This window comes from Streptomyces sp. NPDC048018 (assembly GCF_043202995.1).
GTDB lineage: Bacteria > Actinomycetota > Actinomycetes > Streptomycetales > Streptomycetaceae > Streptomyces.
The window spans coordinates 331,608-357,488 of sequence record NZ_JBIDBK010000002.1 but is presented as its reverse complement, the minus strand read 5'-3'; the positions used below and the strand labels follow the sequence as shown (position 1 = coordinate 357,488).

Here is a 25,881-nt window from a genome sequence, read left to right as displayed (position 1 = left end):
GCTCAGCCTCCCTGCACCGCGGTCAGGACCTCGACCCGGTCGCCTTCGCCGAGCACGGTCGTCTCCCACTCGCCGCGCGGGACGACGGTCTCGTTGACGGCGGCGGCCACGCCGGACGCGGCCCTGGTGAGGGTCGCCACGAGGGCGGCGAGCGAGACGGGGCCGCTGAGGAGGCGGGCCTCGCCGTTCACGGAGAGGTGCACGGAGCTGTCGGAGGAGGTGTCCGGGGACTCGTTCGGGGACGCGTTCATGCGTGCTCCAGGTGCGCGGGGGAGAAGCGGCGGGCGGTGAAGGCGCGTGCCTCGTCCGGCAACGCGCCGGTGGTCAGCGCGTCCGCCATGACGTCACCGGTGACGGGGGTCAGCAGGACCCCGTTGCGGTAGTGGCCGGTGGCCAGGTGCAGCCCCGGCAGGGCGGTGGGGCCGAGCAGCGGCGCGTTGTCGGGGGAGCCCGGCCGCAGCCCGGCGCGGGTCTCGGTGAGCGGCAGTTCGGTGATGCCGGGCACCAGCTCGTGCGCGTCGCGCAGCAGCTCGTACATCCCGCCGGCGGTGACGGTGGTGTCCCAGCCGAGCTCCTCGCTGGTCGCGCCGACGACCAGCTCGCCGTTCTCGCGCGGCACGAGGTAGACGTGGCTGCCGCGGACGACCGCGCGGACGGTACGGGAGAGGAACGGCGCGTACGCGGGCGGCACCCGCAGCCGCAGCACCTGGCCCTTCACCGGCCGCACGGGCGGCACGACCTCCGCCGGCACGCCGTCGAGCCGGCCGCTCAGGCTGCCCGCGGCCAGCACCACCTGCTCCGCGGCCGGCTCGGTCCCGTCGGCCAGGAGCGCGCCGCGGGCCCGGTCCCGCACCACCGTCAGCCGCCGGGCCGGGGACCGGTGGAAGACCACGCCGGCCCGCTCGCAGGCCGCCACCAGGGCGTCGGCGAGGCGGCGCGGGTCGACCTGGTGGTCGCCGTCCACGCGCAGCCCGCCCCGTACGCCCGGAGCCAGCATGGGCTCCAGGCGGCGGCACTCGCGGCCGTTGAGCCACTCCGAGGCGAGCCCGCAGCGGGTCTGCAGGGCGTGCAGTTCCCGCAGATGGGCCCGGTCGTCGGCGTCGAGCGCGACGGCGAGGGTGCCGCAGGCGCGGTAGCCGACGTCGTGTCCGGTGGCCTCGGCGAGCTCGGCGGCGAAACCGGGGTAGCGGCGGGCCGACTCCAGATTGAGCCCGAGCAGGGTCTCCTCGCCGTAGTGGAGTTCGGTGACCGCGGCGAGCATGCCGGCCGCCACCCGGGCCGCCCCGCCGCCCGGTTCGGGGTCGGCCACGGCGGTGCGCAGTCCGCGCTGCGCGGCGCGCCAGGCCGTGACCAGGCCGATGACGCCGCCCCCGATGACGAGGACGTCGGATGTGGTGCGTGTACGCGACATGGGCGTCCAGCCCCTCCCTTCGCCGGCATGACCCGGATCAGGTTCGTACGGTCGGAGGCCGGACAGCCTCCCTCTCAGCCCGGTCGTCCGGGCTCCCGCGAGTGCTTTACGGCGGCCAGACTAGCCGCAGCGGACGGAGCGCCGCAGGATCCCCTCCTTCCTGACGGCCCGTCAGGTGCGTAAGGTGGGTGGGTGAGCGAGCGGAGGCGGACACAGGTGAGCGAGCAGCAGACCCCGGCGGACGAGCGGCGCACGCCGCGCCCGGCCGGGCGGCACGTCGTGATCGCGGGCGCCGGGATGGCGGGCGTCCAGACCGCCGTGGCCCTGCGCGAACAGGGCTTCGACGGCCCCGTCACCCTCATCGGCGCCGAGCCCCACCAGCCCTACGACCGCCCGCCGCTCTCCAAGGCCGTCCTCCTCGGCACGGCCGAGGGCTCCGCCTTCGACGTCGACTTCGAGGCCCTCGACCTCGACCTCCGCCTCGGCGTCGAGGTGACCCGCCTGCGCCCCGCCGACCGCGAGGTCGACACCGAGAGCGGCCCCGTCCCGTACGACACGCTCGTCGTCGCGACCGGCGCCCACCCGCTCACCCTGCCCGGCAGCGAGGGGGTCCCCGGAGTCCACCTGCTGCGCACCCTCGACGACGCCGCCCGGCTCAGGCCCGTCCTGGAGCGCCGCCACGACATCGTGGTCGTCGGCGCCGGGTGGATCGGCGCCGAGTTCGCCACCGCCGCCCGCCAGGCCGGCTGCGCCGTCACCGTCGTCGAGGCCGCCGGCCGTCCGCTCGCCGGCGCGCTGCCCGCCGAGGTCACCGCCCCCATGGGCGCCTGGTACGCGGAGAGCGGCGCCGAACTCCGCCTCCACGCGCGCGTGGAGCACGTCGAGGAGGGCCGCGTGGTCCTCACCGCCGACTCCACCGACTTCGGTGCCACCGGCGCGCCGCGCGAGCTGCCCGCCGACGCCGTCGTCGTCGGCATCGGCGCCCGCCCCGCCACCGGCTGGCTGGAGGACTCCGGCATCGCCCTGGACCCCAGCGGCGCGCTCACCGCCGACGACCGGCTGCGCACCTCGCTGCCCGACGTGTACGCCGTCGGCGACTGCGCCTCCTTCCCCTCCGCCCGCTACGGCGAGCGGCTCCTCGTCCACCACTGGGACAACGCCCTCCAGGGTCCCCGCACCGTCGCCGCCGACATCCTCGGCGCGGCCGTCGCGCCCTACGACCCGGTTCCCTACTTCTGGTCGGAGCAGTTCGGCCGCTTCGTCCAGTACGCGGGCCACCACGCCGCCGCCGACACCCTGCTGTGGCGCGGCGACCCCGCCGACGAGGCCTGGAGCGTGCTGTGGCTCCGCGAGGACGCGCTCGTGGCCCTGCTCGCCGTCGGGCGGCCCCGCGACCTCGCCCAGGGGCGCAGGCTGATCGAGCGGGCCACGCCCCTCGACCCGGCGAGGGCCGCCGACCCCTCCGTACCCCTGAAGGCGGCAGTCCGGTAGGGCCCGACTACCGACTGTCAGTCCGGGATGGCAGGCTTGTCCCGTGACCGAGATTGACGTAAAGATCGATGCGCTCGTCCCCGCCTGGCTCTACGTGCCCGACATCGCGGAGATGCTCGATGTCGAGGTGACGCGCGTGCGGCAGCTGATCAAGGAAGGCCAGCTCATCGCCGTGCGCCGCGGCGAGAACAACGCCCTGCAGATCCCCGCCGCCTTCATCCAGGGCGACAAGATCGTCAAGGGGCTCGTCGGACTCCTGACCGTCCTGCGGGACGACGGCTTCACCGACGAGGAGATGCTGGAGTGGCTCTTCACTCCGGACGAGAGCCTGCCGGGCACGCCCGCGCAGGCGCTCAACGAGAATCGCGGCACGGAGGTGAAGCGCCGCGCCCAGGCGCTCGCCATCTGACGCCCGCACGCACCGAAGACACCACCAGCGGGTGTCGCGGCGCCCGCCCCGCACGGGCCGGGCGCCGCGACACCGGCGCTCGAACGGGGGGACCCACCCATGCCCACGCCTCGTGAGCGGCTCGCCGACGCCCGGCTCTACCTGTGCACCGACGCCCGGAAGCGCCAGGGCGACCTGCCGGCCTTCCTCGACGCCGTGCTCTCCTCCGGCGTGGACATCGTGCAGCTCCGCGACAAGGGCATGGAGGCCGGCGAGGAGCTGGAGCACCTCGCCGTCTTCGCCGAGGCCGCCCGCCGGCACGGCAGGCTCCTCGCGGTGAACGACCGGGCCGACGTCGCCCACGCGATCGGCTCGGACGTCCTCCACCTCGGCCAGGGCGACCTGCCCGTGCCCGCCGCCCGCGCGATCCTCGGCGACGAGGTGCTGATCGGCCGTTCGTGCCACGCCGAGGAGGAGGCCGCCGCGGCCGCGGCCGAGCCGGGCGTGGACTACTTCTGCACCGGCCCCTGTTGGCCCACCCCCACCAAGCCGGGGCGGTACGCACCGGGCCTCGGCCTCGTCCGGTACGCGGCGGGCCTGGCCCAGGACCGGCCCTGGTTCGCCATCGGCGGCATCGACGAGACCAATCTGGACGAGGTCCTGGACGCCGGCGCCCGCCGGATCGTCGTGGTCCGCGCGATCACCGAGGCCGACGACCCGGCCGCCGCCACGGCCTCCCTCGCCAAGCGGATCCGCGAGCGCCTCGCCTGAGCGGCGGCGCGACCCGCGGCGCGCCGATCGTCCCGGCCGGACCGGGTGACGGTCCCGGCCGGCACGGAAGACCGTCCTGGCCAGGGCGGAAGATCGTCCGGGACCGGGCGTCCCGGTGTCCAGAAAGGTGTCCATTTCGCGGACACGGCTTCACCCCGCCCTTGGACCCCGTCTAACCTGCCCGTATGGCCCTTGGTACCGCTTCCGTCCGCTCGGACCGTGCTCGCACGGTCCGCGACATCCTCGCTGCCGGGCGGACCTCGTACTCCTTCGAGTTCTTCGCCCCCCGGACCGAGAAGAGCGAGCAGAGCCTCTGGAACGCCATGCGCCGCATCGAGGCGGTCGCGCCGAGCTTCGTCTCGGTGACCTACGGCGCCGGCGGCTCCACCCGCGGCGGCACCGTCAAGGCCACCCAGAAGATCGCCTCGGACACCACCCTCACCCCGGTCGCGCACCTCACCGCCGTCGACCACTCGATCGCCGAGCTCCGCAACATCCTGGGCCAGTACGCGGACGCCGGCATCAGGAACATGCTCGCGGTGCGCGGCGACCCGCCGGGCGACCCGCTCGGCGAGTGGGTCGCCCACCCCGAGGGAGTGCGCTACGCCGCCGACCTCGTCCGGCTGATCAAGGAGTCGGGCGACTTCTGCGTGGGCGTGGCGGCCTTCCCGGAGATGCACCCGCGGTCCACGGACTGGGACGCGGACGTCCGCCACTTCGTGGACAAGTGCCGGGCCGGCGCCGACTACGCGATCACCCAGATGTTCTTCGACCCGGAGGCCTATCTGCGGCTGCGCGACAGCGTCCAGGCCGCCGGCTGCGAGACCCCGATCATCCCCGAGGTCATGCCGGTGGTGAGCGCTCGGACCCTCGAGCGACTGCCCCAGCTGAGCAACGCCGCCTTCCCCGAGAACGTGAAAGAGCGGATCCTCGCCGTCAAGGACGATCCGGCCGCTGTACGCTCCATCGGTATCGAGTTCGCGACGGAGTTCTGCGCGCGGTTGCTCTCCGAGGGTGTCCCCGGACTGCACTTCATCACGCTGAACAACTCCAGGGCGACGCTCGAGATCTACGAGAATCTCGGACTGCACCAGCAGTCGTAGCCGGTCACACCTGCCCCGACCCGTGGCGGTGGCCGGAGGAGAGGGGCGGGCATGGGGTGGACGGTCCTCTACGTCGCGTTCGGCGTCGTGGCGCTGTGGCTGCTCGGTGAGGTGCTGCTGCAGTACAAGGCGCGACTCCGCTGGCGGCTGCTCGCCTTCAGCGGCTTCCTCGGCGTGGTCGTCGGCGTGCTGCTGCCGTCGGTCCTCGTCATCGTGGTCGGCGCCGTGGCCTTCGCGGTCGGCCAGACCTATGTGACCCTCTCCTTCCGGCGGGGCTTCTCCACCGGCTGGGCCCTGGGCGGCAGCCCCGGCGCCAGCCGCCGCCGCAGGTCCGGCAACGCCGGGGCGAAGGCCGCCGGCCCCACCCTGGAGGTCAGCGACCTCGCGTACGAGCCGGTGGAGCACGCCGGGGCGGACGACGACCCGACGGCCGCCGCCGGGAGCGCGGCCGTGTACGAGCCCCAGCCGATGCCCGAGGACACCGGCCAGTACGCCGTCTACGGCACCGCGTACGAGCAGCAGCAGTACGCCGACCCCTACGCGGGCGGCTACGAGCAGCAGCCCGCGTACGGCTACGGCGCCGACGCGCAGCAGCCGTACGCGGCCTACTCGGACCCGTACATCGGGCAGCAGTACGCCGACCCCGGCCGGCAGTACACCGACGCCGGCCAGCAGTACGGCGCCTACGAGCAGCAGCAGCCGTACGCCGACCCCTACGCGTCCTCGTACGCCTACGACACCCCGCCCGGCGGCGTCTGGGTGCCGCAGCAGCGCGACACCGACCAGCAGCCCCAGCACCAGCAGTACGGGTACGGCGAGGACCAGCAGTACCGCTACTGAGCCCGGCGGGGCGGCGGGGGTGCGGACGCGTCCCCGGCCCCGCCTACTGCGAGCCGCGGAAGTCCGCACCCTCCACGATCAGCCCGGCGACCAGAGCCCCCGACATCCCGGCGTGTGCGAGCCCGCCGCCGGGATGGGCCCAGCCGCCGGCGAAGTACAGGCCGGGCAGCGACGCGACGTTGCCCTCCGGGAGATTCCGCCCCGCGCCCGCGAGGGCGGGCCCGGGCACCTCGGCGACACCGGTCTCGTGGAGCGTGTGCTCCGGGGTGCGGACCTCCTGCCAGAGCAGCCGCTCCCGGAGCTCCGGCACGGCCGCCTCCGCCTGCCGCAGCATCGGCCCGACGAGCGCGTTCCAGTCCTGACCGCCCCCGGTGGGGACGGTCGCGGTGACGGTCGCGGACTCGTGGACGCCGTCGGGCCGCAGGGCCGGGTCGTCCGGACGCAGCACCGTCACCGTCGGCAGGTCGCCGGAGGCGTGCACGACCGTCCGGTGCACGGCCCCGGACTCCCGGGCCCCGCGCAGCGCCAGACAGACCGTCACCCGGCCGGTCCCGCGCGCGCCGGCCGCCGGGACCGCCGTGCCCTCCGGCGCGATCAGCCGGTGCCCGGCATGGTGCGTGGGCACCGGCGCGCCCGACACGACGTGGTCGGCCTCGACGAGCTCGCCGCCGGCCAGTCCGACCCCGCACGCCCGGCCGTCCTTCTCCAGCACCCGCTCGACCGACGCGTCGAAGACGAACTCCACCCGCCGCTCCCGGCAGCGCTCGTACACCGCGTCCGCCAGCGCGCGGATGCCGCCGGCCACGTACCAGCTGCCGAAGGTCTGCTCCAGATAGGGCAGCACGGCCGCGGCGGCGGGCGCGACGGCCGGGTCGAAGCCGTAGCCCCAGGCGTAGGAGTCCAGCAGCGCGACGAGCCGAGGGTCGCGCAGCTCGCGGGCACCGACCTGGGCGAGCCGGGTCGTCGGGCGGCGCAGCAGGCCCGTCTTCAGGGCCGGGTAGGGCTCGCGGCCGAGCGGGGCGGGGTCGGCGGGCTGCGGCTCCTCCAGGAGCGGGCGGCGGGTACGGTCCCAGGCCTCGCGGGCCCGCACCATGAAGTCGCCCCAGCGCTCTCCGGCGCCCGCGCCGAGCGCCGCGTCCAGCGCGGCTCCGGTGCCCGCGCGCGAGGCGTTCGGCAGGTCGACGCGGGTGCCGTCGGCGAACACGTGACGGCTCGCCGGGTCGACCTGGGTGAGCGTCACGCACTCCTCCAGCGGCTGCCGGCCGGTCTTCACGAACAGGTCGCGGTAGACGGCGGGCAGATGCAGCAGGCCGGGGCCGGTGTCGAAGCCGAAGCCGTCCCGCTCGAAGCGGCGGACGGCACCTCCGTACGTCCCGCTCCGCTCGTACACCGTCACCCGATGTCCCGCCACGGCCAGCCGCGCGGCTGCCGCCATGGCGCCGAGTCCCGCGCCGATCACCACAATCCGTGCCATGTGAGCGACTTTATCCGGCCGCTCAGAAATGCTCCGAACCGTCCGTGGGCACCGGAGACCGCTGCCCGGGAGGGGTGAGCCGCCGCTCCTCGCGGCGCTGGGCCCGGCGGCGCCAGAAGCGCCGGATGCGCTGGGCGAGGAAGGCCACGACCGCCAGACCGACGGCGAGGAGCGTCCCCGCGACCACGGCGGCGGCGAGGGGGTGGAACAGGGCGAAGACGATGATCGCGGCGACGCCGAGGTCCTCCGCCGTGGACACGGCGATGTTGGAGAACGGCTCCGGCGAGGTGTTCACCGCCATCCGCGTCCCGGCCTTGACGAGGTGACTCATGAGGGCCGTGGTGCCGCCCACCGCGCCCGCCGCCAGCTCGGGCAGCGAACCGGACTGCCCCGCGAGCAGCGCGGCCACCACCGCCCCGGACACCGGCCGGATCACCGTGTGGACCGAGTCCCACACGGAGTCGACGTACGGGATCTTGTCCGCGACCGCCTCGCACAGGAACAGCACCGCGGCGGCGATCAGGACGTCGGGCCGTTGCAGCGCCTCGGGCACGTCGTCGGACAGACCCGTCGCGCCGAAGACGCCGAGGAGCAGGACCACCGCGTACGCGTTGATCCCGCTCGCCCAGCCGCTCGTGAAGACCAAGGGGAGTACGGACACGTCCGCGATCGTAGCCAGCCCTGAGTACCCGTACCTAGGGGACGAGATGAGTAGGTACGCGGATGGGCTGTGACCTGCGCGGACGAGAGAGTGGAGGCACGGAAGGGGCGCGGCTCCGGGACCGCCGGCACGGGGCGGCGGAACGGGGCCGCGCGCCTGCCGGTACGGGGGAACGGGGGTGCCCCGGGGGCGCACCGAAAGGTGCGGGGCACGGAAACAGGCGCCGGTCCGGCGAGGCTCGGGGGGATCGAGCCTCACCGGACCGGCGCCTTTCGTGCCGTGTACCGCCGGCTTCCGCGACGGCCCGCCTCAGCAGCCGCTCACGCGTCCGTGCAGCAGCCGGGAGAGCGCCGCGTGCACGTCGTCGAGGGAACGCTCGCTCTGGAAGGCCTGCCAGTCCAGCGCGGCCACCAGCACCATGCCCACCAGGGCGGACGCCGTCAGCGGCACGTCGATCCCGTCGGTGAACTCACCGGCCGCCACGCCCTCGCGCAGCACGTTCTCGACGACCGCCACCGCCTCCTGGCGCACCACCAGGAGCGTGGAGTTCCAGGCCCGGCCGGTGCGCCAGAGCTCGGCCACGTACAGCTGGGTGAAGGCCGGGTAGCGCTGGATGAAGACCAGACCCGCCTTGATCATCGCGTCCAGTGCCTCGATCCGGGTGCCGCCGCGCTCGGCGGTCTCCTCGGCCGCCGCCCTCAGGGAGGCGGCGAGGAGCGAGACGCCGTGCCGCAGCAGCTCCTCGAAGAGCTCGGTCTTGCTCTTGAAGTTGTAGTAGACCGTGCCCTTGGCCACCCCCGCCCGCTCCGCGATCTCGTCGACCGTCGTCGCCGAGAAGCCCTGCTCCGCGATGAGGGTGACGGCCGCTTCGTAGAGCTTGGCGCGGGTGGCCTGCCGTCTGGTGCTGCTGCTGTCCATGGGCTCGATTCTCACAGAGACAGTTCGGGGTGGAGCCGGTCCAGCGTCCAGACCTGCTTCTTGCGGGCGGAGAGGGCGGTCAGGACCAGCGCGCCCACCGTGAAGGCGGTCAGGACGCCGACGGCCTGCCAGACCGGTCCGATGCCGCCTCCGGTGATGAGCCGGCGCAGCGACTCGACGACGTACGTCATCGGCAGGTACGGGTGGATGGCGTTGAAGAAGCCCGGGCTGGTCTGCACCGGGTACGTGCCGCCCGCCGAGGTCAGCTGGAGCATCAGCACCGCGAGGACCAGGATGCGGCCGGCCGCGCCGAAGTGGGCGTTGAGCCACTGGATGATGGCGGCGAAGCAGCAGGTCACCAGGGCGAGGAAGCCGATCGTGCCGACGGTGCGGGCCATCTCGAGACCGAGGCCCCAGTGGAGCACGGACATCAGCGCGCCGACCTGGAGCACGCCGATCGCGGCGACCGGCAGCCAGCCCGCGAGCGCGATCCGCCAGGCGGAGGCGCCGGCGGCGAGGGCACGCCGGTTGAGCGGCTGGATGATCATGTACGCGACCATCGCGCCGACCCAGAGGGAGAGCGGGATGAAGTAGGGGGCGAAGCCGGTGCCGTAGTTGGGCGCCTTGTGCATCGACTGGGAGGCGAGCTTGACCGGGTCGGACATCACCTCGGTGCGGCGGTCGCGGTCCTGCTTGTCGTAGTCCGGGATCTTCTTGACGCCGTCGCTGAGACCGGTGGCCAGCTCGCCCGAGCCGTCGGCGAGCTTGAACATGCCGCCGTCGAGCTCGCCCGCGCCCTTCTTCAGCTTGCCGACGCCCGTGTCGAGGCTGCCGGCGCCCGTGCGGGCACCGGTGAGGCCGGTGTGCAGCCGGTCCGCGCCGTCGGCGACCTGGTGGGCGCCCTTGTTGAGCTCGTTGATCTTCTTGATCGCGCCCTCGATGTCCTCGTCGAGGTGCGGGGCGCGCCGGGCCAGCTCGTCGGCGTCCTTCTTCAGCTTGACGAGCCGGGTGTCCAGGGTCTTCAGGTCGCCCTTGCTGTCCTTGGTCAGCTCGTTCAGGTCGTCGGCGATCTTCGCCACGTCGTGGGCCGAGACCGAGGCCTTCTTGAGGATCTCGCAGCCCTTGGTGTCGGGGAGCAGGTTGTTCACGCACTGCTTGCGGTAGTACGCGGACAGCTCCTCGTCGGCGACGTGCGCGGCGCTGCGGGCGGCCGGGGCGCGGCGCACCAGGGCGTCCAGGTTGTGCCGGACGGCGGTGACCGAGTCGGAGACGAGCCGGGCGGAGTCGCGGATCGACTTGCCGTTGTTCGCGAGGTACGGGCGGACCTTGTCCGCGGTGCCGTTCACCTTGTCGGCCAGCTGCTGGGTGCCGTCGGCGACCTTGCGGGAACCGGCCTCCAGGTCCTTGGACCCCGTGTCGAGCTTCTTGATGCCGGAGGACAGCTTGCCGGTGCCCTTCTTGGCGTCCTTCAGGCCGTCGGCCAGGCTCTTGGAGCCCGCCTTCGCCTTGTCGACGCCGTCCTTGAGGTCGCCGGCGCCCTTCGCCGCCTCGGCGGTGGCGTCGTGCAGGTCGGAGAAGGAAATGAAGATCTTGTCGAGGAAGGTCCGCGAGGACTTCGTGGAGGCGGCGGTGCGCACCTCGGAGAAGACCGAGCGGGAGATCTGCCCGACGATGTAGTTGTTGGCGTCGTTCGTGCGCACCTTCAGGGCGCCGGTCTCGGGAGAGGCACCGGAGCTGGAGGCGATCCGCTCGCTGAAGTCGGACGGCATGGTCAGGGACAGGTAGTACGTCCCCTCCTCGACGCCCCTGCGCGCCTCCTCGTCGCTCACCTCGTGCCACTGGAAGACGGCACTCTCGCGCAGCTTCTCGGTGATGTCGGCGCCCGCGGTGATCTTCTGGCCGCCGGCGGTGGCGCCCCGGTCCTCGTTGACGAGGGCGACGGGGATCTTGTCGAGCCTGCCGTACGGGTCCCAGAAGGAACACAGGTACAGCGCGCCGTACAGCAGCGGCAGCAGCAGGATCGCGACCATGGCGGCCGCCGGGAGCTTCCCCCTGCCGAACCGCTTCAGCTCAAGCGCGGCCAGCTTCGGCGAGCGCATCGGCCTCCCCCTTCTCGATGTGAGCGGTCTTCTCGGTGTTCGCGGTCTTCGTCGTGCCCGCGGTCTTCGTCGTGCCCGCGGTCTTCTCGGTCTTGCCGGTGCCCGCCGTCTTCGCGGTGTCCCCGGCGGCCGCCGGCGTGCCGGTGTCGTCTCCGGTGCCGGCGGCGGTCCCGGGCTCGGCGGACCCGGCGGCGGTCGTGGTCGCACCGGAAGCTTCCGAGGCTGCTCCGGCGGCCTCGGCGGGGCTCTCCCGGCCGGGGCCCTCGTCCGCCGGGGCGCCGTCCGCGGTGCGGGCGGCGGAGGTCGTGTCCCCCCCGGCCGCGGGCGTCCTGGTGGCGGTGGAGACGCGCAGGGCGTCCTCCGGGGCCTCGCTGCAGACGGCGAGGACGGTGGTGCCGGAGGCGGCGACGGAGCGCAGCAGGGCCCAGGCCTCGGCGCGGTCGGCGTTCGACAGCTTGAGGTCGGTGTCGTCCAGGGCGAGCAGCCGGGGCCGGCTGATGAGGGCCAGCGCGATCGACAGGCGCAGCGCCTCCAGACGCTCCAGGTCCCGTACGGAGGTCCGGTCGCCCTTCGGCAGGGTGGCCAGGTCGAGCCCGGCGGCCGTCAGGGCCTCGTCGATCCGGGTCCGCGCGGCGGCCGAACGCTCGGCCGGGCGGCGCAGCAGGGCCTTGAGCGAACCGTCGAAACGGCGCTGCAGCAGGGCCCGCTCGCGCAGGTGCTCGGCGACGGTGAGCGCCGGGTCGAGGTCGCTGACGCCCGGCACCGGGCCGAGCGCGCTGATCCGGCGGACGGCCGCCATCTTGCGGGGCAGCGGGAGCCCGGCCACCTCGGCGTGCCCCTCCTGGGCCTTCATGCGGCCGGTGAGCGCGAGCAGCAGGCAGGTCCGGCCCGTGCCGGAGGGGCCCTCGATGGCGACGAGGCTGCCGGGCCCGGCCTCGAAGCCGATGCCGCGGAACGCCCAGCCGCGCGGGCCCTTCAGACCGAATCCGTCCGCGACGACGGCGGCGCCGTGCGGCTCGTCCGGGTTCGTTTCCACGATCCCCCCTGGGAACTCTCGGAACTCTTTTGAACTGACCAGTCAGTTCAAAAAGTTACCCCTTGGTTGTCCTTCGCGCAAAACCCCAGGTCAGCGCGGATTGTCAGTGGGGGCGTGCACGATGAACACATACGGCTACAGCACCGTCACCCGACGACAGGAGGCTCGTCATGGCCGGCCACTCCGCCGCAGCCACGCCCCCGCGCCGCAACGGCGCGCGCCCCGCCCCTGCCCAGCTCGGACCCGCGTCCGACGTCCACCCGGTCCTGCGCCGCACCTCGGCGCCGCCCGCCGCCCTCGACCTGCTCGCCAAGGCCAGGGCCGGACTCGACGAGGCCGCCGCGCTCGACGTGCCCAACGAGGCCTACGCCACCGCCCACCTCGCCGCCCTGCGCACCGCCGCCGCCGTGCTCGCCGCCCGCGGCCGGCCCGAGCGGGACCCGCGCAAGCGGGCCCGGATCCGCAGCACCTGGGAGGTGCTGCCGGAGATAGCGCCCGAGCTCACGGAATGGAGCGCCCTGTTCGCCGCCGGCGCCGACCGCCGGGCCCGCGCCGAGGCCGGGATCACCGGCGCCGCCAGCCGTCGCGACGCCGACGACCTGCAGCGGGCCGCCGCGGTCTTCCTGCGCCTGGTCGAGCGGCTGCTCGTCCTCCAGCCGGTGCTGCCGCGCCGGCCGGGCGTGGGGGAGGCCACGGGATGACCAGGGGATTCCACGCGAGGCCATAGGGTGGGGGCCGGACGTTCGTACCCGTCACCGAGGAGTCAGCAGCCGTGTCGGACCCTTCTCCCGTCTCCGGTCGAGAGGCGACCTCGCGCCCGTCGCGCGCCTCCCTGCGCACCGCCGTCGTCTGGGACGTCCTCCAAGACGCCCTCGACCGCCGGGCCGAGGCCACCGGGAAGAAGAGCCTCGACGTCCTCGACACGGGCGGCGGCGCCGGGAACTTCGCGGTGCCGGTGGCCCGGCTCGGCCACCGCGTCACCGTCGTCGACCCCAGCCCGAACGCGCTCTTCGCCCTGGAGCGGCGCGCCGCCGAGGCCGGCGTCGCCGAGCTGGTCCAGGGCGTCCAGGGCGACATCCACGGCCTGTTCGACGTCGTCGGCCGCGAGGGCTTCGACGCCGTGCTGTGCCATGGCGTCCTGGAGTACGTGGACGACCCGGCCGAGGGCGTGCGCAACGCGGCCGCCGCGCTGCGCACCGGTGGCAGCCTCAGCGTGCTCGCCGCCGGCCTCGGCGGCGCCGTGCTGGCCCGCGCCCTGGCCGGACACTTCACCGAGGCGCGGCACGCGCTGAGCGACCCGGCCGGACGCTGGGGCGAGGGCGACCCCGTGCCGCGGCGCTTCACCGCCGAGCAGCTCACCGAGCTCGCCGCGGGCGCCGGGCTCGACGTCGGCGCCGTCCACGGCGTCCGGGTCTTCGCCGACCTGGTGCCCGGCGTCCTCGTCGACACCGAGCCCGGCGCCGCCGAGGCCCTCCTGCGCCTGGAGGCGGCCGCTGCCGAGCTGGCGTCCTTCCACGCGATCGCGACCCAGCTGCACGTCCTGGGCGAGAAGCGGGCCTGAGCCCCCCGGTGCGGCCACGCGCGGTCCGGTGTCCGGGGCCGCCGGTCCCGGACACCGGACCGCGCGCTGAGCAGCGGCGCAGCCGCACATGGAGTACGCCACAGACCGCCCGGACGGGGACTTGTCCCCGTATGATCGGGAGACACGATCCGGCATGACGGGCAGGGGGCTGGGGAATCAACGCCTCAGCATCCGAACCGCATGGCGGCCCGGATTGGCATTTGGCATTGAGGGCGGGTTTCACGGGGGCGATTCCCTGCCTATCCTGAAAGGGCCGCAGACCGGTCGCCCCCGCGACCGACGACTAGGAGGACTCCGTGCCGCTCTCGGAGCACGAGCAGCGAATGCTCGAGCAGATGGAGCGAGCGCTGTACGCCGAAGATCCCAAGTTCGCGACAGCGCTCGAGGGAAGCGGACTGCGTACGTACACCCGGCGACGGGTCTACCAAGCAGTCGCCGGCTTCCTGGTGGGTATCGCGCTCCTCATGGCCGGAATGGTCGCTCAGCAGATCTGGATCAGCGTGGTGGGGTTCCTCGTCATGCTGGGCTGCGCGGTCCTGGCGGTCACCGGCTGGCGCAAGGCGCCCAAGCCGGGCGAGCACGTGCAGGGGACGGCCGCAGGCGGCCGTCAGACCCGGCAGCGACGCTCGATGATGAACCGCATCGAGGAGCGGTGGCAGCGCCGCCGCGACGAACAGCAGGGCGGCCCCCACTGACGGCCCCGCCCGGACGATGACCTGACACTCGTGGGCCCGCGCCTTGTGGCGCGGGCCCACGAGTGTCTCTGCACGGAATCCCCCCGGAGAAGCCCTCTCGGGGGACGGCTCCTGCCGGGCCCTGCCCCGGTCTTGCCCCGTCCGGGTCCTGACCTGCCCGGGTCCTGCCCCGTCCGGGTCCAGACCTGCCCGGGTCCTGCCCCGTCCGGGCCCTGGCCTGCCCGGGTCCCGGCCCTCCGGGGGCGGGACCCGGGCGGTGCGTCAGCTCGCTTCGCGGGACGGGCGGCGGCGGGGGATCGCCTCCCGAAGCGCGCCGGTCCTCGCGGACCAGGCTTCCCCGAGGGCGCTCGTGCGTTCCCGCGTCGCCCGGATCACCCGCGCGGCCGAGCGCGGTGCGAGCAGTGCGCGCAGCCGGGTGCGGCGGGAGGACACGGTGTGGAAGCCGCGGCGGACGACGGCCGCGTACTCGGTCAGGCCCGTGGCCGGACGCGGGCGCGGGGCGTAGAGGGCTTCCTCGACGGCCCGGGCCACCCGGTGCACCGCGTCGGCTGCGTCCTGCGGCAGACCCGCCTCGCGGACCAGTCGCGCGGCCGTCCTGCGGGGCGTCCGTGACTCGTCCGGGGCCACACCGTGGTCCCAGGCCAGGTCGTTGATCTCCTGCCACACCGCCAGGACCCGCGTGACCGGGTCGCCGGCCGGGCCGAGGCGCCGGGCCCGGACCCGGGTGCGCCACAGCAGCGGCAGCAGTGGGAGGCACAGGAGCAGCAGGATCCCGGCGCAGATCAGGGCGATCTGGTACGGCGGCAGGCCGCCGTCGTCCGGGCCAGTGCCGCCCGCGGCCAGATCCGGCCCGCACTCGCCCAGCCGCTTCAGCTGCGGCGGGCAGCTCTCCGAGCTGCTGGGGACCGCCGACGGCTGGGCCGAGGCGTTCGTGGAGGGCTGCGCCGACGGGACCGCGGCGCCGCCCGTGGACTGCTCACGCGCGTAGTCGGGGACCGTGCCGCGCGAGGGCGTGGGCTCGAAGCGGGTCCAGCCGGCGCCCTCGAAGTACAGCTCGGGCCAGGCGTGCGCGTCCCGGATGCCGACCGAGACGGCGCCGTCCGACTGCTGGGTGCCCGGCATGAAGCCGACCGCGACCCGGGCCGGGATGCCCAGGGAACGGGCCATCGCCGCCATCGAGAAGGAGAAGTGGACGCAGAAGCCCTCCTTGTCCTTCAGGAAGCGGGAGATCGCCTGGACCCCGGTGCCGGACTTGACCTCCACGTCGTAGCGGAAGCCGCCGTCCTCGGCGAACCAGTCCTGGAGCTTCACCGCCCGCTCGTAGTCGTTGCGCGCCCCCCGGGTGACCTCCAGGGCCGTCTCCCGCACGTCGGCGGGGAGGGAGGCAGGGACCCTGGTGTACTCCCGGCGCAGCGCGTCCGGCGCGTCCGGGGCCGCCGACAGCTGCTCCGGGCTCGGCTGCACGTCCAGGCTGGTCACCGTGTAGCGGGCGCCCGCCGTGTTCTGTCCGCTGTCGCCGACGAGCATCCGGCCGGCGGGCTCGTAGCGCCAGCTGCCGCCGATGGAGACCTTCGCCGCCGGGTACGGCATGGGCAGCCACTTCTGCTCGTACGCCGTGGAGGCGACGAGGTTGGTGGTGATCTGCGTGGTGCGGACGTCCTGCGAGAGGCCGACCGGCCAGGGCAGTTCCTCGGGCACCTCCTCGATCGGGCGGACCGAGGACTTCCAGGAGGTGCCGTCGAACTGGTCGAGCGCGACCAGCCGCAGATACAGGTTCCGCGTGTCGGTGGCGTTGGTGCGGTAGCGCAGGACCTCGCGGTCCTCGGGCTGGCGCAGGTCGTTCTGGAGCGAGACCAGCGGATTCACCGCCGAGATCGTGCCGCCCTTGCCGCCGCTGCCCTCGCCCTTGTCCCCGCCGCCGAGGATGCCTCCGCTGAGCCCGGGCAGCGCGAAGGGCACCACGAGCGCGATGCCCATGGCGACCGCGCCGATCCGGCGCCCGGTGCGGGCCGGCGCGAACGCCGGGCCGCCCTCGGCCGGCGCGGAGCCGGGCCGGCCGGAGCGCTGGGCGCCGCCGAAGACACGGCCCCACTGGGAGAGCCGGTCCCGGCCCTCCGCCAGGAGCAGCAGCAGATAGCCCGCGGCGGCGAGGAGGAAGTACAGCCAGCCCGCGCCCCCGCCGGACAGCCCCGCGGCCACCGAGTACAGCGCGAGCAGCGGCAGGCCCGCCGGGGCCGCGCTGCGGAAGGTCACCGCGAGCGTGTCCACGAGGAGCCCGATCGCCGCCACGCCCGTGACCAGGAGCAGCCGGATGCCGGGGGTGTTCGGGGCCGGGATCGCGTACGTGCCGACGTCGTTCACGCCGGCCTCGAAGAGGGTCCCGAAGGCGGCGAAGACGTCCGGCCCCGGCAGGACGAGCAGGACCGCCTGCTCGCGGGCGAAGACCAGGGTCAGCACGAGCAGCGTGACGAGGGCCTGGGCGGCGATCGTCAGCGGCCGGGCGAGGGGCACCCGCCGGGTCACCGTGCCGACCGCGCTCTGCAGACCCAGCAGGAGGGCCGCGGTGAAGATCCAGGTCGCCGGCTTCACCAGCGGCACCAGTGCCGTCGACGCCGCCAGCGTCGCGCCGAAGGCCGCGAGCGTCAGCCGCGCGCGCCCGCTCATGACCAACCTCCGTACGTGTCGGCCGCGGGGGCCTGGACGGCCGCCCCGCCGGCCTGCTGCCACAGATCGGCGAGCCGGACGCCGGGAGTCACGGGGAAGGCCTGCCAGCCCGCCTCGCGCAGCTGCCGCAGCCGGTCCTCCACCGGTCCGGCGACGGCGCCGCCGGTGAGCCAGGTCCCGGAGTCGAGCACGAAGGCGACGGCCGCCCCGGCGCGCCGCGGCATCCGGGCGGTGAGCGCCGCCTGGTCCTCGTCGAGGTCGCCGAGGAAGGCGACGAGCAGTCCCTCGTGTCCGCCGCGCACCGCTTCGTACGCGCGGGAGAGCCCGGCCCCCTCGGAGTGGTCGACGACCGCGAGCGTGTCCATCATCAGACCCGCGGCGTCCGCCGAGTCGTGGCCGGAGCCGACGAAACCCTCGGCGCCTTCACCGGGCACGCTGCTGCCGGTGTCGGTGAGGAGCCGCACCGCGTAGCCGCGCGCCAGCATGTGCGTGAGCACGGAGGCGGCACCGGAGACGGCCCACTCGAAGGCCGAGTCGGGTCCGGCGCCCTCGTAGGCGATGTCCCGGGTGTCCAGGAGCACGGTGCAGCGGGCGCGCTGCGGCTGCTCCTCGCGGCGCACCATCAGCTCGCCGTAGCGCGCGGTGGAGCGCCAGTGGACCCGGCGCAGGTCGTCGCCGTGCCGGTAGGCGCGCGGAATGATGTCGTCGTCCCCGGCCAGCGCCAGGGACCGCTGCTGCCCGTCCCCGTATCCGGCGGACTCGCCCGCCAGTTTCACGGGGGGCAGCGGTTCGGTGCGCGGGATCACGGTCAGCGTGTCGTACGCGCCGAAGGACCGGGTCAGCTCGCACATCCCGAAGGGGTCGTTGAGCCGCAGCTGCAGCGGGCCGAGCGGAAAGCGCCCGCGCAGGTCGGAGCGGACCCGGTAGGAGACCTCGCGGCGGCCGCCCGCCTCGACGCGGTCGAGCACGAACCGCGGGCGCGCCCCCAGCATGTACGGCACGTGGTCCTGGAGCATCAGCAGACCGGTGGGCATCCGCGACACGTTGTCCACGCGCAGGTGCACCCGGGCCTCCGCGCCGGTCTCGACCCGCTGCGGGGCGAGCCGGCGGCTGCCCGCGACCCGGTAGCGGGTGCGGTGCAGCACGACGACGCAGATCAGCGGCAGCACGGCGAGCAGCAGCCCGACGCGCAGCAGATCGGCCTGGCCGAGCACGTAGGCGCAGACGGCGGCCGCGAGCCCGGCGGCGAGGAAGGACCGGCCGCGGGTGGTGAGCCCGCCCAGGGCGGCCCGGAGGCTGCCCCGGTCACCCTCGTCCGGACTCCCCAGGGGGCCGGCCCCGGGCGGAGCGGCGGCGGTGCCCATCACAGCCGCCGGCCGCCGGGCTGCTGCTGGCCGTAGAGCGGGCCGGGCTGCTGCACCGGGGGAGCGGCGGCCGGGACCGGGGTCCGCTGGACGATGTCGTGCACGACCTGCTCGGCCGTGCGGCGGCTCAGCTGGGCCGTCGCGGTCGGCAGCAGGCGGTGGGCGAGCACCGGGGCGGCGAGCGCCTGGACGTCGTCCGGCAGCACGTACTCCCGGCCGCTCAGCGCGGCGGAGGCCTTCGCGGCCCGCAGCAGGTGCAGCGTGGCGCGCGGCGAGGCGCCGAGCCGCAGTTCGGGATGGGTGCGGGTGGCGGCGACCAGGTCGACCGCGTAGCGCTTGACGGCGTCGGCGACGTGGACCGAGCGGACCGCCTCGATCAGCTTGAGCACGTCGTGGGCGTGGGCCACCGGCTGGAGGTCGTCCAGCGGGGAGGCGGCGCCGTGCACGTCGAGCATCTTGAGCTCGGCCTCGGCGTTCGGGTAGCCGATGGAGACGCGGGCCATGAAGCGGTCGCGCTGCGCCTCCGGCAGCGGATAGGTGCCCTCCATCTCCACCGGGTTCTGCGTGGCGACCACCATGAAGGGGCCGGGCAGTTCGTAGGTCTGGCCGTCGACCGTGACCTGCCGCTCCTCCATGGACTCCAGGAGCGCGGACTGGGTCTTCGGCGAGGCCCGGTTGATCTCGTCGCCGATGACGATCTGCGCGAAGATCGCACCCGGCTTGAACTCGAACTCGCGTCGCTGCTGGTCGAAGATCGACACACCCGTGACGTCCGACGGCAGCAGGTCCGGCGTGAACTGGATACGGCGGACCGAACAGTCGATGGACCGCGCCAGCGTCTTGGCCAGCATCGTCTTGCCCACGCCCGGGACGTCCTCGATGAGGAGATGTCCCTCCGCGAGCAGCACGGTCAGCGCAAGCCGTACGACCTCGGGCTTGCCCTCGATCACACCCTCCACCGACCTGCGGACCCGCTCCGCTGTGGTGGTCAGATCTGTGAGGCTCGCTCGATCGTCATAGGTCGTCACCCGGCCCTCCTCGGCCCTTTCCGCAGCTCCGACACCTGCACCCGGCGGCTGGGCCGGGGGGTGTCACCCGTGCATTGTTGTTGGCGTGACCGGGTCGTGTCACTTGCCTGCGGTCGGCCTGTGGATAACTCCGGGCGAATCGCCGGGGTTTGTGGCCTTGTGTCGGGCCGGTCCGGGCCGAACGGGACGGCCCGGACCAGGAGCGACGGCGGGTTATCCGGCCGCGGCGGCCGGGTCGATCTCGCGCAGCAGACCCGTCGTCACGTCGAAGACGAAGCCCCGCACGTCGTCGGTGTGCAGCAGGAACGGGGAGGTGCGCACCCGCTGCATCGACTGGCGGACGTCCTGGTCGACGTCACGGAAGGCCTCCACGGCCCAGGCCGGACGCTGGCCGACCTCGTCCTCCAGCTCGTGCCGGAAGTCCTCGGTGAGCGACTCCAGACCGCAGCCGGTGTGGTGCACCAGCATCACGCTGCGGGTGCCGAGCGCCCGCTGGCTGATCGTGAGCGAACGGATCACGTCGTCCGTGACCACACCGCCGGCGTTGCGGATCGTGTGGCAGTCGCCGAGCTCGAGGCCGAGCGCGGCGTGCAGGTCGAGACGGGCGTCCATGCAGGCGACCACGGCGACGTGCAGCACCGGCCGCGCGTCCATTCCCGGGTCGGTGAAGTCGTCGGCGTAACGTCGATTGGCCTGGACGAGACGGTCGGTGACCGCGCTCTCGGTACGTATGGCGGCAGCGGAGGTGTGCGCAGAGGTCGACATGTCTCCGACCGTAGTGGTCACGGGCTGAACAGGCCTGCTGTGAGGGCGGACAAAGAGCGTCATTGAACCGTGTTGTGAGCGAAGCCACAGGCTGCCGGGAACGGGGCCGACCGGGTGAACGGCGCGAATCGTCCGCCCCCTTCCGGCGGGGCGCGCGGCGCGCCAGCCGGTTGGTTGACCGGTCGGTCCGGTGGACTAAAGTGGCGCGAAGTTCACGGAGACATCGCGCGATTTCCGCCGTTTCTCCCCGTTAAGTGCGGCGGTACCCACGGCTCGGCCCTCCCGCTCGCCGGTGGTGCCGTTCCCGCCGGATCTGAGAGGGCGCATTGAGCAACGACCGACACGTCCCGGTGATGCTCCATCGGTGCCTGGACATGCTGGCGCCCGCCCTGGAGCGGCCCGGCGCGGTCGTCGTCGACTGCACCCTGGGCCTCGGCGGACACAGCGAGGCGCTCCTGAGCCGCTTCCCCGAGGTGCGACTGGTCGCCCTCGACCGGGACAAGGAGGCGCTGCGCCTGTCCGGCGAGCGGCTCGCCCCGTACGGGGAGCGCGCCACCCTCGTGCACGCGGTCTACGACGAGCTGCCCGAGGTCCTCGACCGGCTCGGCATCCCGCGCGTCGACGGCGTCCTCTTCGACCTGGGCGTCTCCTCCATGCAGCTCGACGAGGCCGACCGCGGCTTCGCCTACGCGCAGGACGCCCCCCTCGACATGCGCATGGACCAGACGACCGGCATCAGCGCCGCCGAGGTGCTCAACACCTACCCACCCGGCGAGCTCGTCCGCATCCTGCGCGCGTACGGCGAGGAGAAGCAGGCCAAGCGCATCGTCTCCGCGATCGTGCGCGAGCGCGAGAAGGAGCCCTTCACCAACAGCGCCCGCCTGGTCGAGCTGATCCGCGACTCCCTTCCGCAGGCCGCCAAGCGCACCGGCGGCAACCCGGCCAAGCGCACCTTCCAGGCGCTGCGCATCGAGGTCAACGGCGAGCTCTCGGTGCTGGAGGAGGCGATCCCGGCGGCGGTGAAGGCCCTCGCCGTCGGCGGCCGCATCGCGGTCCTGTCGTACCACTCCCTGGAGGACCGGCTGGTCAAGCAGGTGTTCGCGGCCGGCGCCGCCAACACCGCCCCGCCCGGCCTCCCGGTCGTGCCCGACCAGTACCAGCCCCGCCTGAAGCTCCTCACCCGTGGCGCCGAGCTCCCCACCGAGGAGGAGATCGCGGAGAACCGCCGGGCGGCTCCGGCGCGTCTGAGGGGTGCGGAGCGGATCAGGGAGGACGTGCTCCCGTGAGCCGCGCACGCGAGGCCGCCGGGCCGCACACGACCGACATGCCCGCACCGGAGCGCCTCGCGGGCGGAGAAGCGGACGGGGACGGGCGATGACGCAACAGGGGCCCCTCAAAGGGCGGGCCGCACGGCTCGGGCGGCTCATGCCGTCCGGCCCCAGCACCGCGGCCCGCACCCCCTTCGTCCTGCTCGTCGTGGTCCTGCTCGGCGGCGGCCTGATCAGCCTCCTGCTGCTCAACTCCGCGCTCAACCAGGGCTCCTTCAAGCTCAGCGAGCTGAAGAAGAAGACCACCGAGCTCACCGACGAGGAGCAGGCCCTGCAACGGGACGTGGACGACAGCTCCGCGCCGGACGCCCTGGAGCGCCGCGCCCGCGAGCTCGGCATGGTGCCCGGTGGCAGCCCCGCCTTCCTCGACCCCGACGGCAAGGTGCGCGGGGTCCCCTCCGAGGCGGCCTCCCCGAAGCCCTCGCCCCGGCCGGCCGCCGACCGTACGCCCCCGGTGTCCGGCGGCCCCGTGACGGCCCCGGAGACGCAGAAGCCCCCGGTGCCGACGCCGCCGGCGACCGCCGGCACGCCGAAGACCACCGCGACCGCCCCGACGACCTCCGGCAGGTGACCCGTGCCCCCCAAGGAGCCCCCGCCCCGCCGTGTCCCCGGCCCCGCGCGGCCCGCACGCCCCCGCCCCGCGGCCGCCCGCCGGCCCGCCCAGGCGCGGCGCCCCGCCGCCCGGCCGCCCGCCAGGGCCCGCACGATCCGCCTCGGCAGGCCCAAGCCGCGGCTGCGCCTGGTCTCCCTCGGGCTCACCCTCGTCATGCTCGTCTTCGTCGTCCGGCTGCTGCAGGTCCAGGCCGTGGACGCGGCCGCGTACGCCGCCAAGGCCGAGAAGCACCGCTATCAGGAGTACACGCTCTCCGCCGACCGGGGTGAGATCACCGACCGCTCCGGGGTCGCCCTGGCCGCCAGCGTCGACGCGTACGACGTCACCGCCGACCCCAAGCTCTTCACGCCGGAGGAGTCCAAGCTCCGGGACGCCCCCGAGCAGGCGGCCGCGCTGCTCGCCCCGATCCTCGGCAAGCAGCCCGCCGAGCTCGCCAGGAAGCTGCGCACCCCCAAGTCCCGCTACACGATGCTCGCCCGCAAGCAGACCCCCCAGGTCTGGAACCAGATCAAGGACCTGAAGAAGGTCTACGAGCAGAAGGCCAAGCCCGCCAACGGCGGCAACGGCGTCAATCTGCTCGGCGGCGTCCTCAGCGAGCCCAGCAAGAAGCGCGTGTACCCCAACGGGGAGCTGGCCGCCGGGATACTGGGCTACGTCAACGCCGAGGGCCGCGGTGCCGGCGGCGTGGAGTCGATGCTCGACACGGAACTCGCGGGCAAGGACGGAAAGATCCGCTTCGCCCAGTCCGGCGGCCGGCGGGTGCCCACCGCCGGCTCCCAGGGCACCCCGGCGGTGCCCGGCTCCGACATCGAGCTGACCATCGACCGGGACATCCAGTGGGCCGCCCAGCAGGCCATCACCGAGCAGGTCCGCAAGTCCAGGGCCGACCGCGGCTACGTCGTCGTCCAGGACACCAGGACCGGCGAGGTGCTCGCCATGGCCAACGCCCCCGGCTTCGACCCCAACGACCTCTCCCAGGCCAACTCCACGGCCATGGGCAACGCGGCCCTCCAGGACGCCTACGAGCCCGGCTCGACCGCCAAGGTGATGTCCATGGCCGCCGTCCTGGAGGAGGGCGTGGCCGCTCCCGACACCCGGGTGGTCGTCCCCAACCGGCTGCACCGTGGCGACCGGCTCTTCAAGGACGACGTCGACCACAAGACCTGGTACCTGACGCTCAACGGCGTCCTCGCCAAGTCCAGCAACATCGGCACCATCCTCGCCACCGGCCAGCTCGGCAGGAACCAGGCCGAGTCCAACCGGGTGCTCCACGGCTACCTGCGCAAGTTCGGCCTCGGCAGCCCCACCGGCCTCGGCTACCCCGGCGAGACCGCCGGCATCCTCGCCAAGCCGCAGGACTGGTCGACCTCGCAGCAGTACACGATCCCCTTCGGCCAGGGGCTCTCCCTCAACGCCATGCAGGCCGCCTCGGTCTACTCCACGATCGCCAACGGCGGCGTCCGGATCGAGCCGACCCTGGTGCGCGGCACCAAGGGCCCGGACGGGCGCTTCACCGCGGCCCCCGCGCCCAAGGAGACCCGGGTGGTCAGCGAGAAGACCGCCAAGACCCTCGCGCAGATGTTGGAGTCCGTCGTCGACGACGAGGAGGGCACCGGAAACAAGGCCGCCATCCCCGGCTACCGCGTCGCCGGCAAGACCGGCACCGCCAACCGGGTCGACCCCGAACTGGGCCGCTACAAGGGCTACACCGCCTCCTTCGCCGGCTTCGCCCCCGCCGACCGGCCCCGCGTGACGGTCTACTGCGCCATCCAGAACCCCACCAAGGGCCTGTACTTCGGCGGCCAGATCTGCGGACCCATCTACAAGAAGGTGATGGAGTTCGCCCTCAAGACCCTGCACGTCCCGCCGACCGGCAGCGGCCCCGCCCGACTCCCGGTGGCCTTCACCCCCTGACCCCCCGAAAGCCGTACGCCCGTGACACCCCGTGACACTCCGGGAGCTCCAGTGACATCGATCACCCCTCGTTCCGGGAACCGGAAAACGAACTCCGACGCCGCCGCGGCCCGATTTAGCCCCGCGGCGGGTGAGCCCGGTACGCTCACCGCCGTGCCACACGCTGATCAGTACCGAACCACCCCGCCCCGACCGGAGCGGCTCCGCCCGACACCCCTGGGCGAGCTCGCCGCACGGCTGGGTGTCGGAACCGCCGGTGCCGGACCCGACACCGAGGTCTCCGGCATCACGCACGACTCGCGGGCGGTCCGCCCCGGCGACGTGTACGCGGCGCTGCCCGGCGCCCGCGCGCACGGCGCCGACTTCGTCGCCCAGGCCGCCGGCCTCGGCGCCGCGGCCGTCCTGACCGACCCGGCGGGCGCCGAGCGCGCCGCCGCGACCGGCCTGCCGGTGCTCGTCGTCGAGGACCCGCGCGGTCGGATGGGCGAGCTCGCCGCCGAGATCTACGGGCGGCCCGGCGCGGACCTCCTCCAGATCGGCATCACCGGCACCTCGGGCAAGACCACCACCGCCTACCTCGTCGAAGGCGGACTGCGCGGCGCGGGCAAGGCCACCGGCCTGGTCGGCACCGTCGAGATGCGCATCGGCGACGAGCGCATCAAGTCCGAGCGGACCACCCCCGAAGCCACCGACCTCCAGGCCCTGTTCGCGGTCATGCGCGAGCGCGGCGTCGAGGCCGTCGCCATGGAGGTCTCCAGCCACGCCCTCGTGCTCGGCCGGGTCGACGGCTGCGTCTTCGACGTCGCCGTCTTCAACAACCTGAGCCCGGAGCACATGGAGTTCCACTCCGACATGGAGGACTACTTCCAGGCCAAGGCGCGGCTGTTCACCCCCCGGCGCAGCAGGCGCGGCGTGGTGAACCTCGACGACGAGTACGGCCGGCGCCTCGCGAAGGAGGCGTCCGTCCCGGTCGTCACCTTCTCCGCGGCGGGCGACCCGAACGCGGACTGGCGCGCCGAGGACGTCCTCAGCGGAGCCGCCGACTCCACCTTCACGGTCATCGGTCCGGACGGCGTGCGGGTCTCCGCCACCGCCCCGCTGCCCGGACCGTTCAACGTCGCCAACACCCTCGCCGCGATCGTCACGCTCGCCACGGCGGGCATCGACCCGCAGACCGCCGCCGACGGCATCGCCGCCGTCCCCGGCGTCCCCGGCCGCCTGGAGCGCGTCGACGCGGGCCAGCCGTACCTCGCGGTCGTCGACTACGCGCACAAGACCGACGCCGTCGAATCGGTCCTGCGCTCGCTGCGCGAGGTGACCCGCGGAAGGCTGCACGTCGTCATCGGCTGCGGCGGCGACCGCGACATCACCAAGCGCGGCCCGATGGGGGCCGCGGCGGCCCGGCTCGCCGACACCGCCGTCCTCACGTCGGACAACCCGCGCTCCGAGGACCCGCTCGCGATCCTCACCGCGATGCTGGCCGGCGCCTCCGAGGTGCCGGCGTACCAGCGCGGCGAGGTCCTGGTCGACGCCGACCGGGCGGCGGCCATCGCCGCCGCGGTGGCCCGCGCCGAGCCGGGCGACACCGTCCTGGTCGCGGGCAAGGGCCACGAGCAGGGCCAGGAGACCGCCGGCGTGGTCCGCCCCTTCGACGACCGTCAGGTCCTGCGCGAGGCGATCCGGAGCCGGCAGAGCCAGCAGGACGCACACCGTCACCAGAACAGTCAGGGATGAAG

23 protein-coding genes and 1 riboswitch are annotated in these 25,881 nt (G+C 73.9%); of the genes, 12 read left to right on the top strand and 11 right to left on the bottom strand.

The genetic code is table 11. The annotated features are described in order from the left end of the window. Positions 1-2 precede the first annotated feature (2 nt). The gene (gene thiS, locus ACGF1Z_RS07455) at positions 3-251 is read right to left on the bottom strand and encodes a sulfur carrier protein ThiS (RefSeq protein ID WP_393000980.1); all 249 of its coding nucleotides are present in this window, start codon (positions 249-251) and stop codon (positions 3-5) included. Next, complete coding sequence (gene thiO / locus ACGF1Z_RS07450) at positions 248-1,411, bottom strand: glycine oxidase ThiO (RefSeq protein ID WP_393000978.1); 1,164 nt, start codon at positions 1,409-1,411, stop codon at positions 248-250. The genes thiS and thiO overlap by 4 nt, the downstream gene beginning before the upstream one ends. Then, positions 1,409-1,520, bottom strand: a riboswitch (TPP riboswitch). (Overlaps the previous gene by 3 nt.) A gap of 107 nt (positions 1,521-1,627) precedes the next feature. Between thiO and ACGF1Z_RS07445 the strand changes: the two genes are divergently transcribed. From ACGF1Z_RS07445 to ACGF1Z_RS07425, 5 genes are all read left to right on the top strand, one after another. Then, positions 1,628-2,902, top strand: a complete 1,275-nt coding sequence (locus tag ACGF1Z_RS07445; RefSeq protein WP_393000976.1) for an NAD(P)/FAD-dependent oxidoreductase — start codon at positions 1,628-1,630, stop codon at positions 2,900-2,902. Positions 2,903-2,945: 43 nt separating this feature from the next. Continuing rightward, complete coding sequence (locus tag ACGF1Z_RS07440) at positions 2,946-3,311, top strand: Rv2175c family DNA-binding protein (RefSeq protein ID WP_318211252.1); 366 nt, start codon at positions 2,946-2,948, stop codon at positions 3,309-3,311. Between the two features lie 99 nt (positions 3,312-3,410). Continuing rightward, positions 3,411-4,061: a thiamine phosphate synthase gene (gene thiE, locus ACGF1Z_RS07435; RefSeq protein ID WP_393000974.1), complete on the top strand. Its 651-nt coding sequence runs from the start codon at positions 3,411-3,413 to the stop codon at positions 4,059-4,061. A gap of 185 nt (positions 4,062-4,246) precedes the next feature. Continuing rightward, positions 4,247-5,164: a methylenetetrahydrofolate reductase [NAD(P)H] gene (gene metF / locus ACGF1Z_RS07430; protein WP_393000972.1), complete on the top strand. Its 918-nt coding sequence runs from the start codon at positions 4,247-4,249 to the stop codon at positions 5,162-5,164. A gap of 51 nt (positions 5,165-5,215) precedes the next feature. Further along, the gene (locus ACGF1Z_RS07425) at positions 5,216-6,004 is read left to right on the top strand and encodes a hypothetical protein (protein ID WP_393000970.1); all 789 of its coding nucleotides are present in this window, start codon (positions 5,216-5,218) and stop codon (positions 6,002-6,004) included. 43 nt (positions 6,005-6,047) lie between these two features. Here the strand turns inward: ACGF1Z_RS07425 and ACGF1Z_RS07420 are convergent, their stop codons facing one another. The 5 genes from ACGF1Z_RS07420 to ACGF1Z_RS07400 all read right to left on the bottom strand — a co-directional run bounded on the left by ACGF1Z_RS07420 (position 6,048) and on the right by ACGF1Z_RS07400 (position 12,192). Further along, positions 6,048-7,478 (bottom strand): phytoene desaturase family protein, encoded by a 1,431-nt coding sequence (locus tag ACGF1Z_RS07420; protein ID WP_393000968.1) that lies wholly within the window; start codon positions 7,476-7,478, stop codon positions 6,048-6,050. 22 nt (positions 7,479-7,500) lie between these two features. Then, positions 7,501-8,139, bottom strand: coding sequence for a DUF4126 domain-containing protein (locus tag ACGF1Z_RS07415; protein WP_393000966.1), 639 nt, complete (start codon positions 8,137-8,139; stop codon positions 7,501-7,503). Between the two features lie 309 nt (positions 8,140-8,448). Continuing rightward, positions 8,449-9,057, bottom strand: a complete 609-nt coding sequence (locus ACGF1Z_RS07410) for a TetR/AcrR family transcriptional regulator (RefSeq protein WP_393000964.1) — start codon at positions 9,055-9,057, stop codon at positions 8,449-8,451. 11 nt (positions 9,058-9,068) lie between these two features. Beyond that, positions 9,069-11,156: a YhgE/Pip family protein gene (locus ACGF1Z_RS07405; protein WP_393000962.1), complete on the bottom strand. Its 2,088-nt coding sequence runs from the start codon at positions 11,154-11,156 to the stop codon at positions 9,069-9,071. After that, entirely contained in the window at positions 11,128-12,192 is a 1,065-nt protein-coding gene (locus ACGF1Z_RS07400; protein WP_393000960.1) for an ATP-binding cassette domain-containing protein, read from the bottom strand. The genes ACGF1Z_RS07405 and ACGF1Z_RS07400 overlap by 29 nt, the downstream gene beginning before the upstream one ends. 170 nt (positions 12,193-12,362) lie before the next feature. Between ACGF1Z_RS07400 and ACGF1Z_RS07395 the strand changes: the two genes are divergently transcribed. The 3 genes from ACGF1Z_RS07395 to ACGF1Z_RS07385 all read left to right on the top strand — a co-directional run bounded on the left by ACGF1Z_RS07395 (position 12,363) and on the right by ACGF1Z_RS07385 (position 14,469). Beyond that, positions 12,363-12,893 (top strand): SAV_6107 family HEPN domain-containing protein, encoded by a 531-nt coding sequence (locus ACGF1Z_RS07395; protein ID WP_393000958.1) that lies wholly within the window; start codon positions 12,363-12,365, stop codon positions 12,891-12,893. Between the two features lie 71 nt (positions 12,894-12,964). Further along, positions 12,965-13,753: a methyltransferase gene (locus ACGF1Z_RS07390; RefSeq protein ID WP_393000956.1), complete on the top strand. Its 789-nt coding sequence runs from the start codon at positions 12,965-12,967 to the stop codon at positions 13,751-13,753. A gap of 317 nt (positions 13,754-14,070) precedes the next feature. Next, positions 14,071-14,469 carry a DUF3040 domain-containing protein gene (locus tag ACGF1Z_RS07385; protein ID WP_393000954.1) on the top strand — a complete coding sequence of 133 codons (399 nt, stop codon included), beginning with the start codon at positions 14,071-14,073 and terminating at the stop codon, positions 14,467-14,469. 261 nt (positions 14,470-14,730) lie between these two features. On the opposite strand, the gene ACGF1Z_RS07380 is transcribed toward ACGF1Z_RS07385, so the two are convergent. The 4 genes from ACGF1Z_RS07380 to ACGF1Z_RS07365 all read right to left on the bottom strand — a co-directional run bounded on the left by ACGF1Z_RS07380 (position 14,731) and on the right by ACGF1Z_RS07365 (position 20,353). Continuing rightward, positions 14,731-17,133, bottom strand: coding sequence for a DUF3488 and DUF4129 domain-containing transglutaminase family protein (locus tag ACGF1Z_RS07380; protein ID WP_393000952.1), 2,403 nt, complete (start codon positions 17,131-17,133; stop codon positions 14,731-14,733). After that, positions 17,130-18,497: a DUF58 domain-containing protein gene (locus tag ACGF1Z_RS07375; RefSeq protein ID WP_393000950.1), complete on the bottom strand. Its 1,368-nt coding sequence runs from the start codon at positions 18,495-18,497 to the stop codon at positions 17,130-17,132. The genes ACGF1Z_RS07380 and ACGF1Z_RS07375 overlap by 4 nt, the downstream gene beginning before the upstream one ends. Continuing rightward, the gene (locus ACGF1Z_RS07370) at positions 18,497-19,525 is read right to left on the bottom strand and encodes an AAA family ATPase (RefSeq protein ID WP_393000948.1); all 1,029 of its coding nucleotides are present in this window, start codon (positions 19,523-19,525) and stop codon (positions 18,497-18,499) included. Before ACGF1Z_RS07370 ends, ACGF1Z_RS07375 begins: the two co-directional genes overlap by 1 nt. Positions 19,526-19,738: 213 nt before the next feature. Beyond that, positions 19,739-20,353 (bottom strand): beta-class carbonic anhydrase, encoded by a 615-nt coding sequence (locus ACGF1Z_RS07365; protein WP_393000946.1) that lies wholly within the window; start codon positions 20,351-20,353, stop codon positions 19,739-19,741. 263 nt (positions 20,354-20,616) lie between these two features. Between ACGF1Z_RS07365 and rsmH the strand changes: the two genes are divergently transcribed. From rsmH to ACGF1Z_RS07345, 4 genes are all read left to right on the top strand, one after another. Further along, positions 20,617-21,576 carry a 16S rRNA (cytosine(1402)-N(4))-methyltransferase RsmH gene (gene rsmH / locus ACGF1Z_RS07360; RefSeq protein WP_393000944.1) on the top strand — a complete coding sequence of 320 codons (960 nt, stop codon included), beginning with the start codon at positions 20,617-20,619 and terminating at the stop codon, positions 21,574-21,576. Between the two features lie 88 nt (positions 21,577-21,664). Then, positions 21,665-22,189 (top strand): septum formation initiator family protein, encoded by a 525-nt coding sequence (locus ACGF1Z_RS07355; RefSeq protein ID WP_393000942.1) that lies wholly within the window; start codon positions 21,665-21,667, stop codon positions 22,187-22,189. 3 nt (positions 22,190-22,192) lie between these two features. Continuing rightward, the gene (locus ACGF1Z_RS07350; RefSeq protein ID WP_393000940.1) at positions 22,193-24,145 is read left to right on the top strand and encodes a peptidoglycan D,D-transpeptidase FtsI family protein; all 1,953 of its coding nucleotides are present in this window, start codon (positions 22,193-22,195) and stop codon (positions 24,143-24,145) included. A 51-nt stretch (positions 24,146-24,196) separates the two neighbouring features. Then, positions 24,197-25,879 carry a UDP-N-acetylmuramoyl-L-alanyl-D-glutamate--2,6-diaminopimelate ligase gene (locus tag ACGF1Z_RS07345; protein ID WP_393000938.1) on the top strand — a complete coding sequence of 561 codons (1,683 nt, stop codon included), beginning with the start codon at positions 24,197-24,199 and terminating at the stop codon, positions 25,877-25,879. The last annotated feature ends 2 nt before the right edge of the window (positions 25,880-25,881 follow it).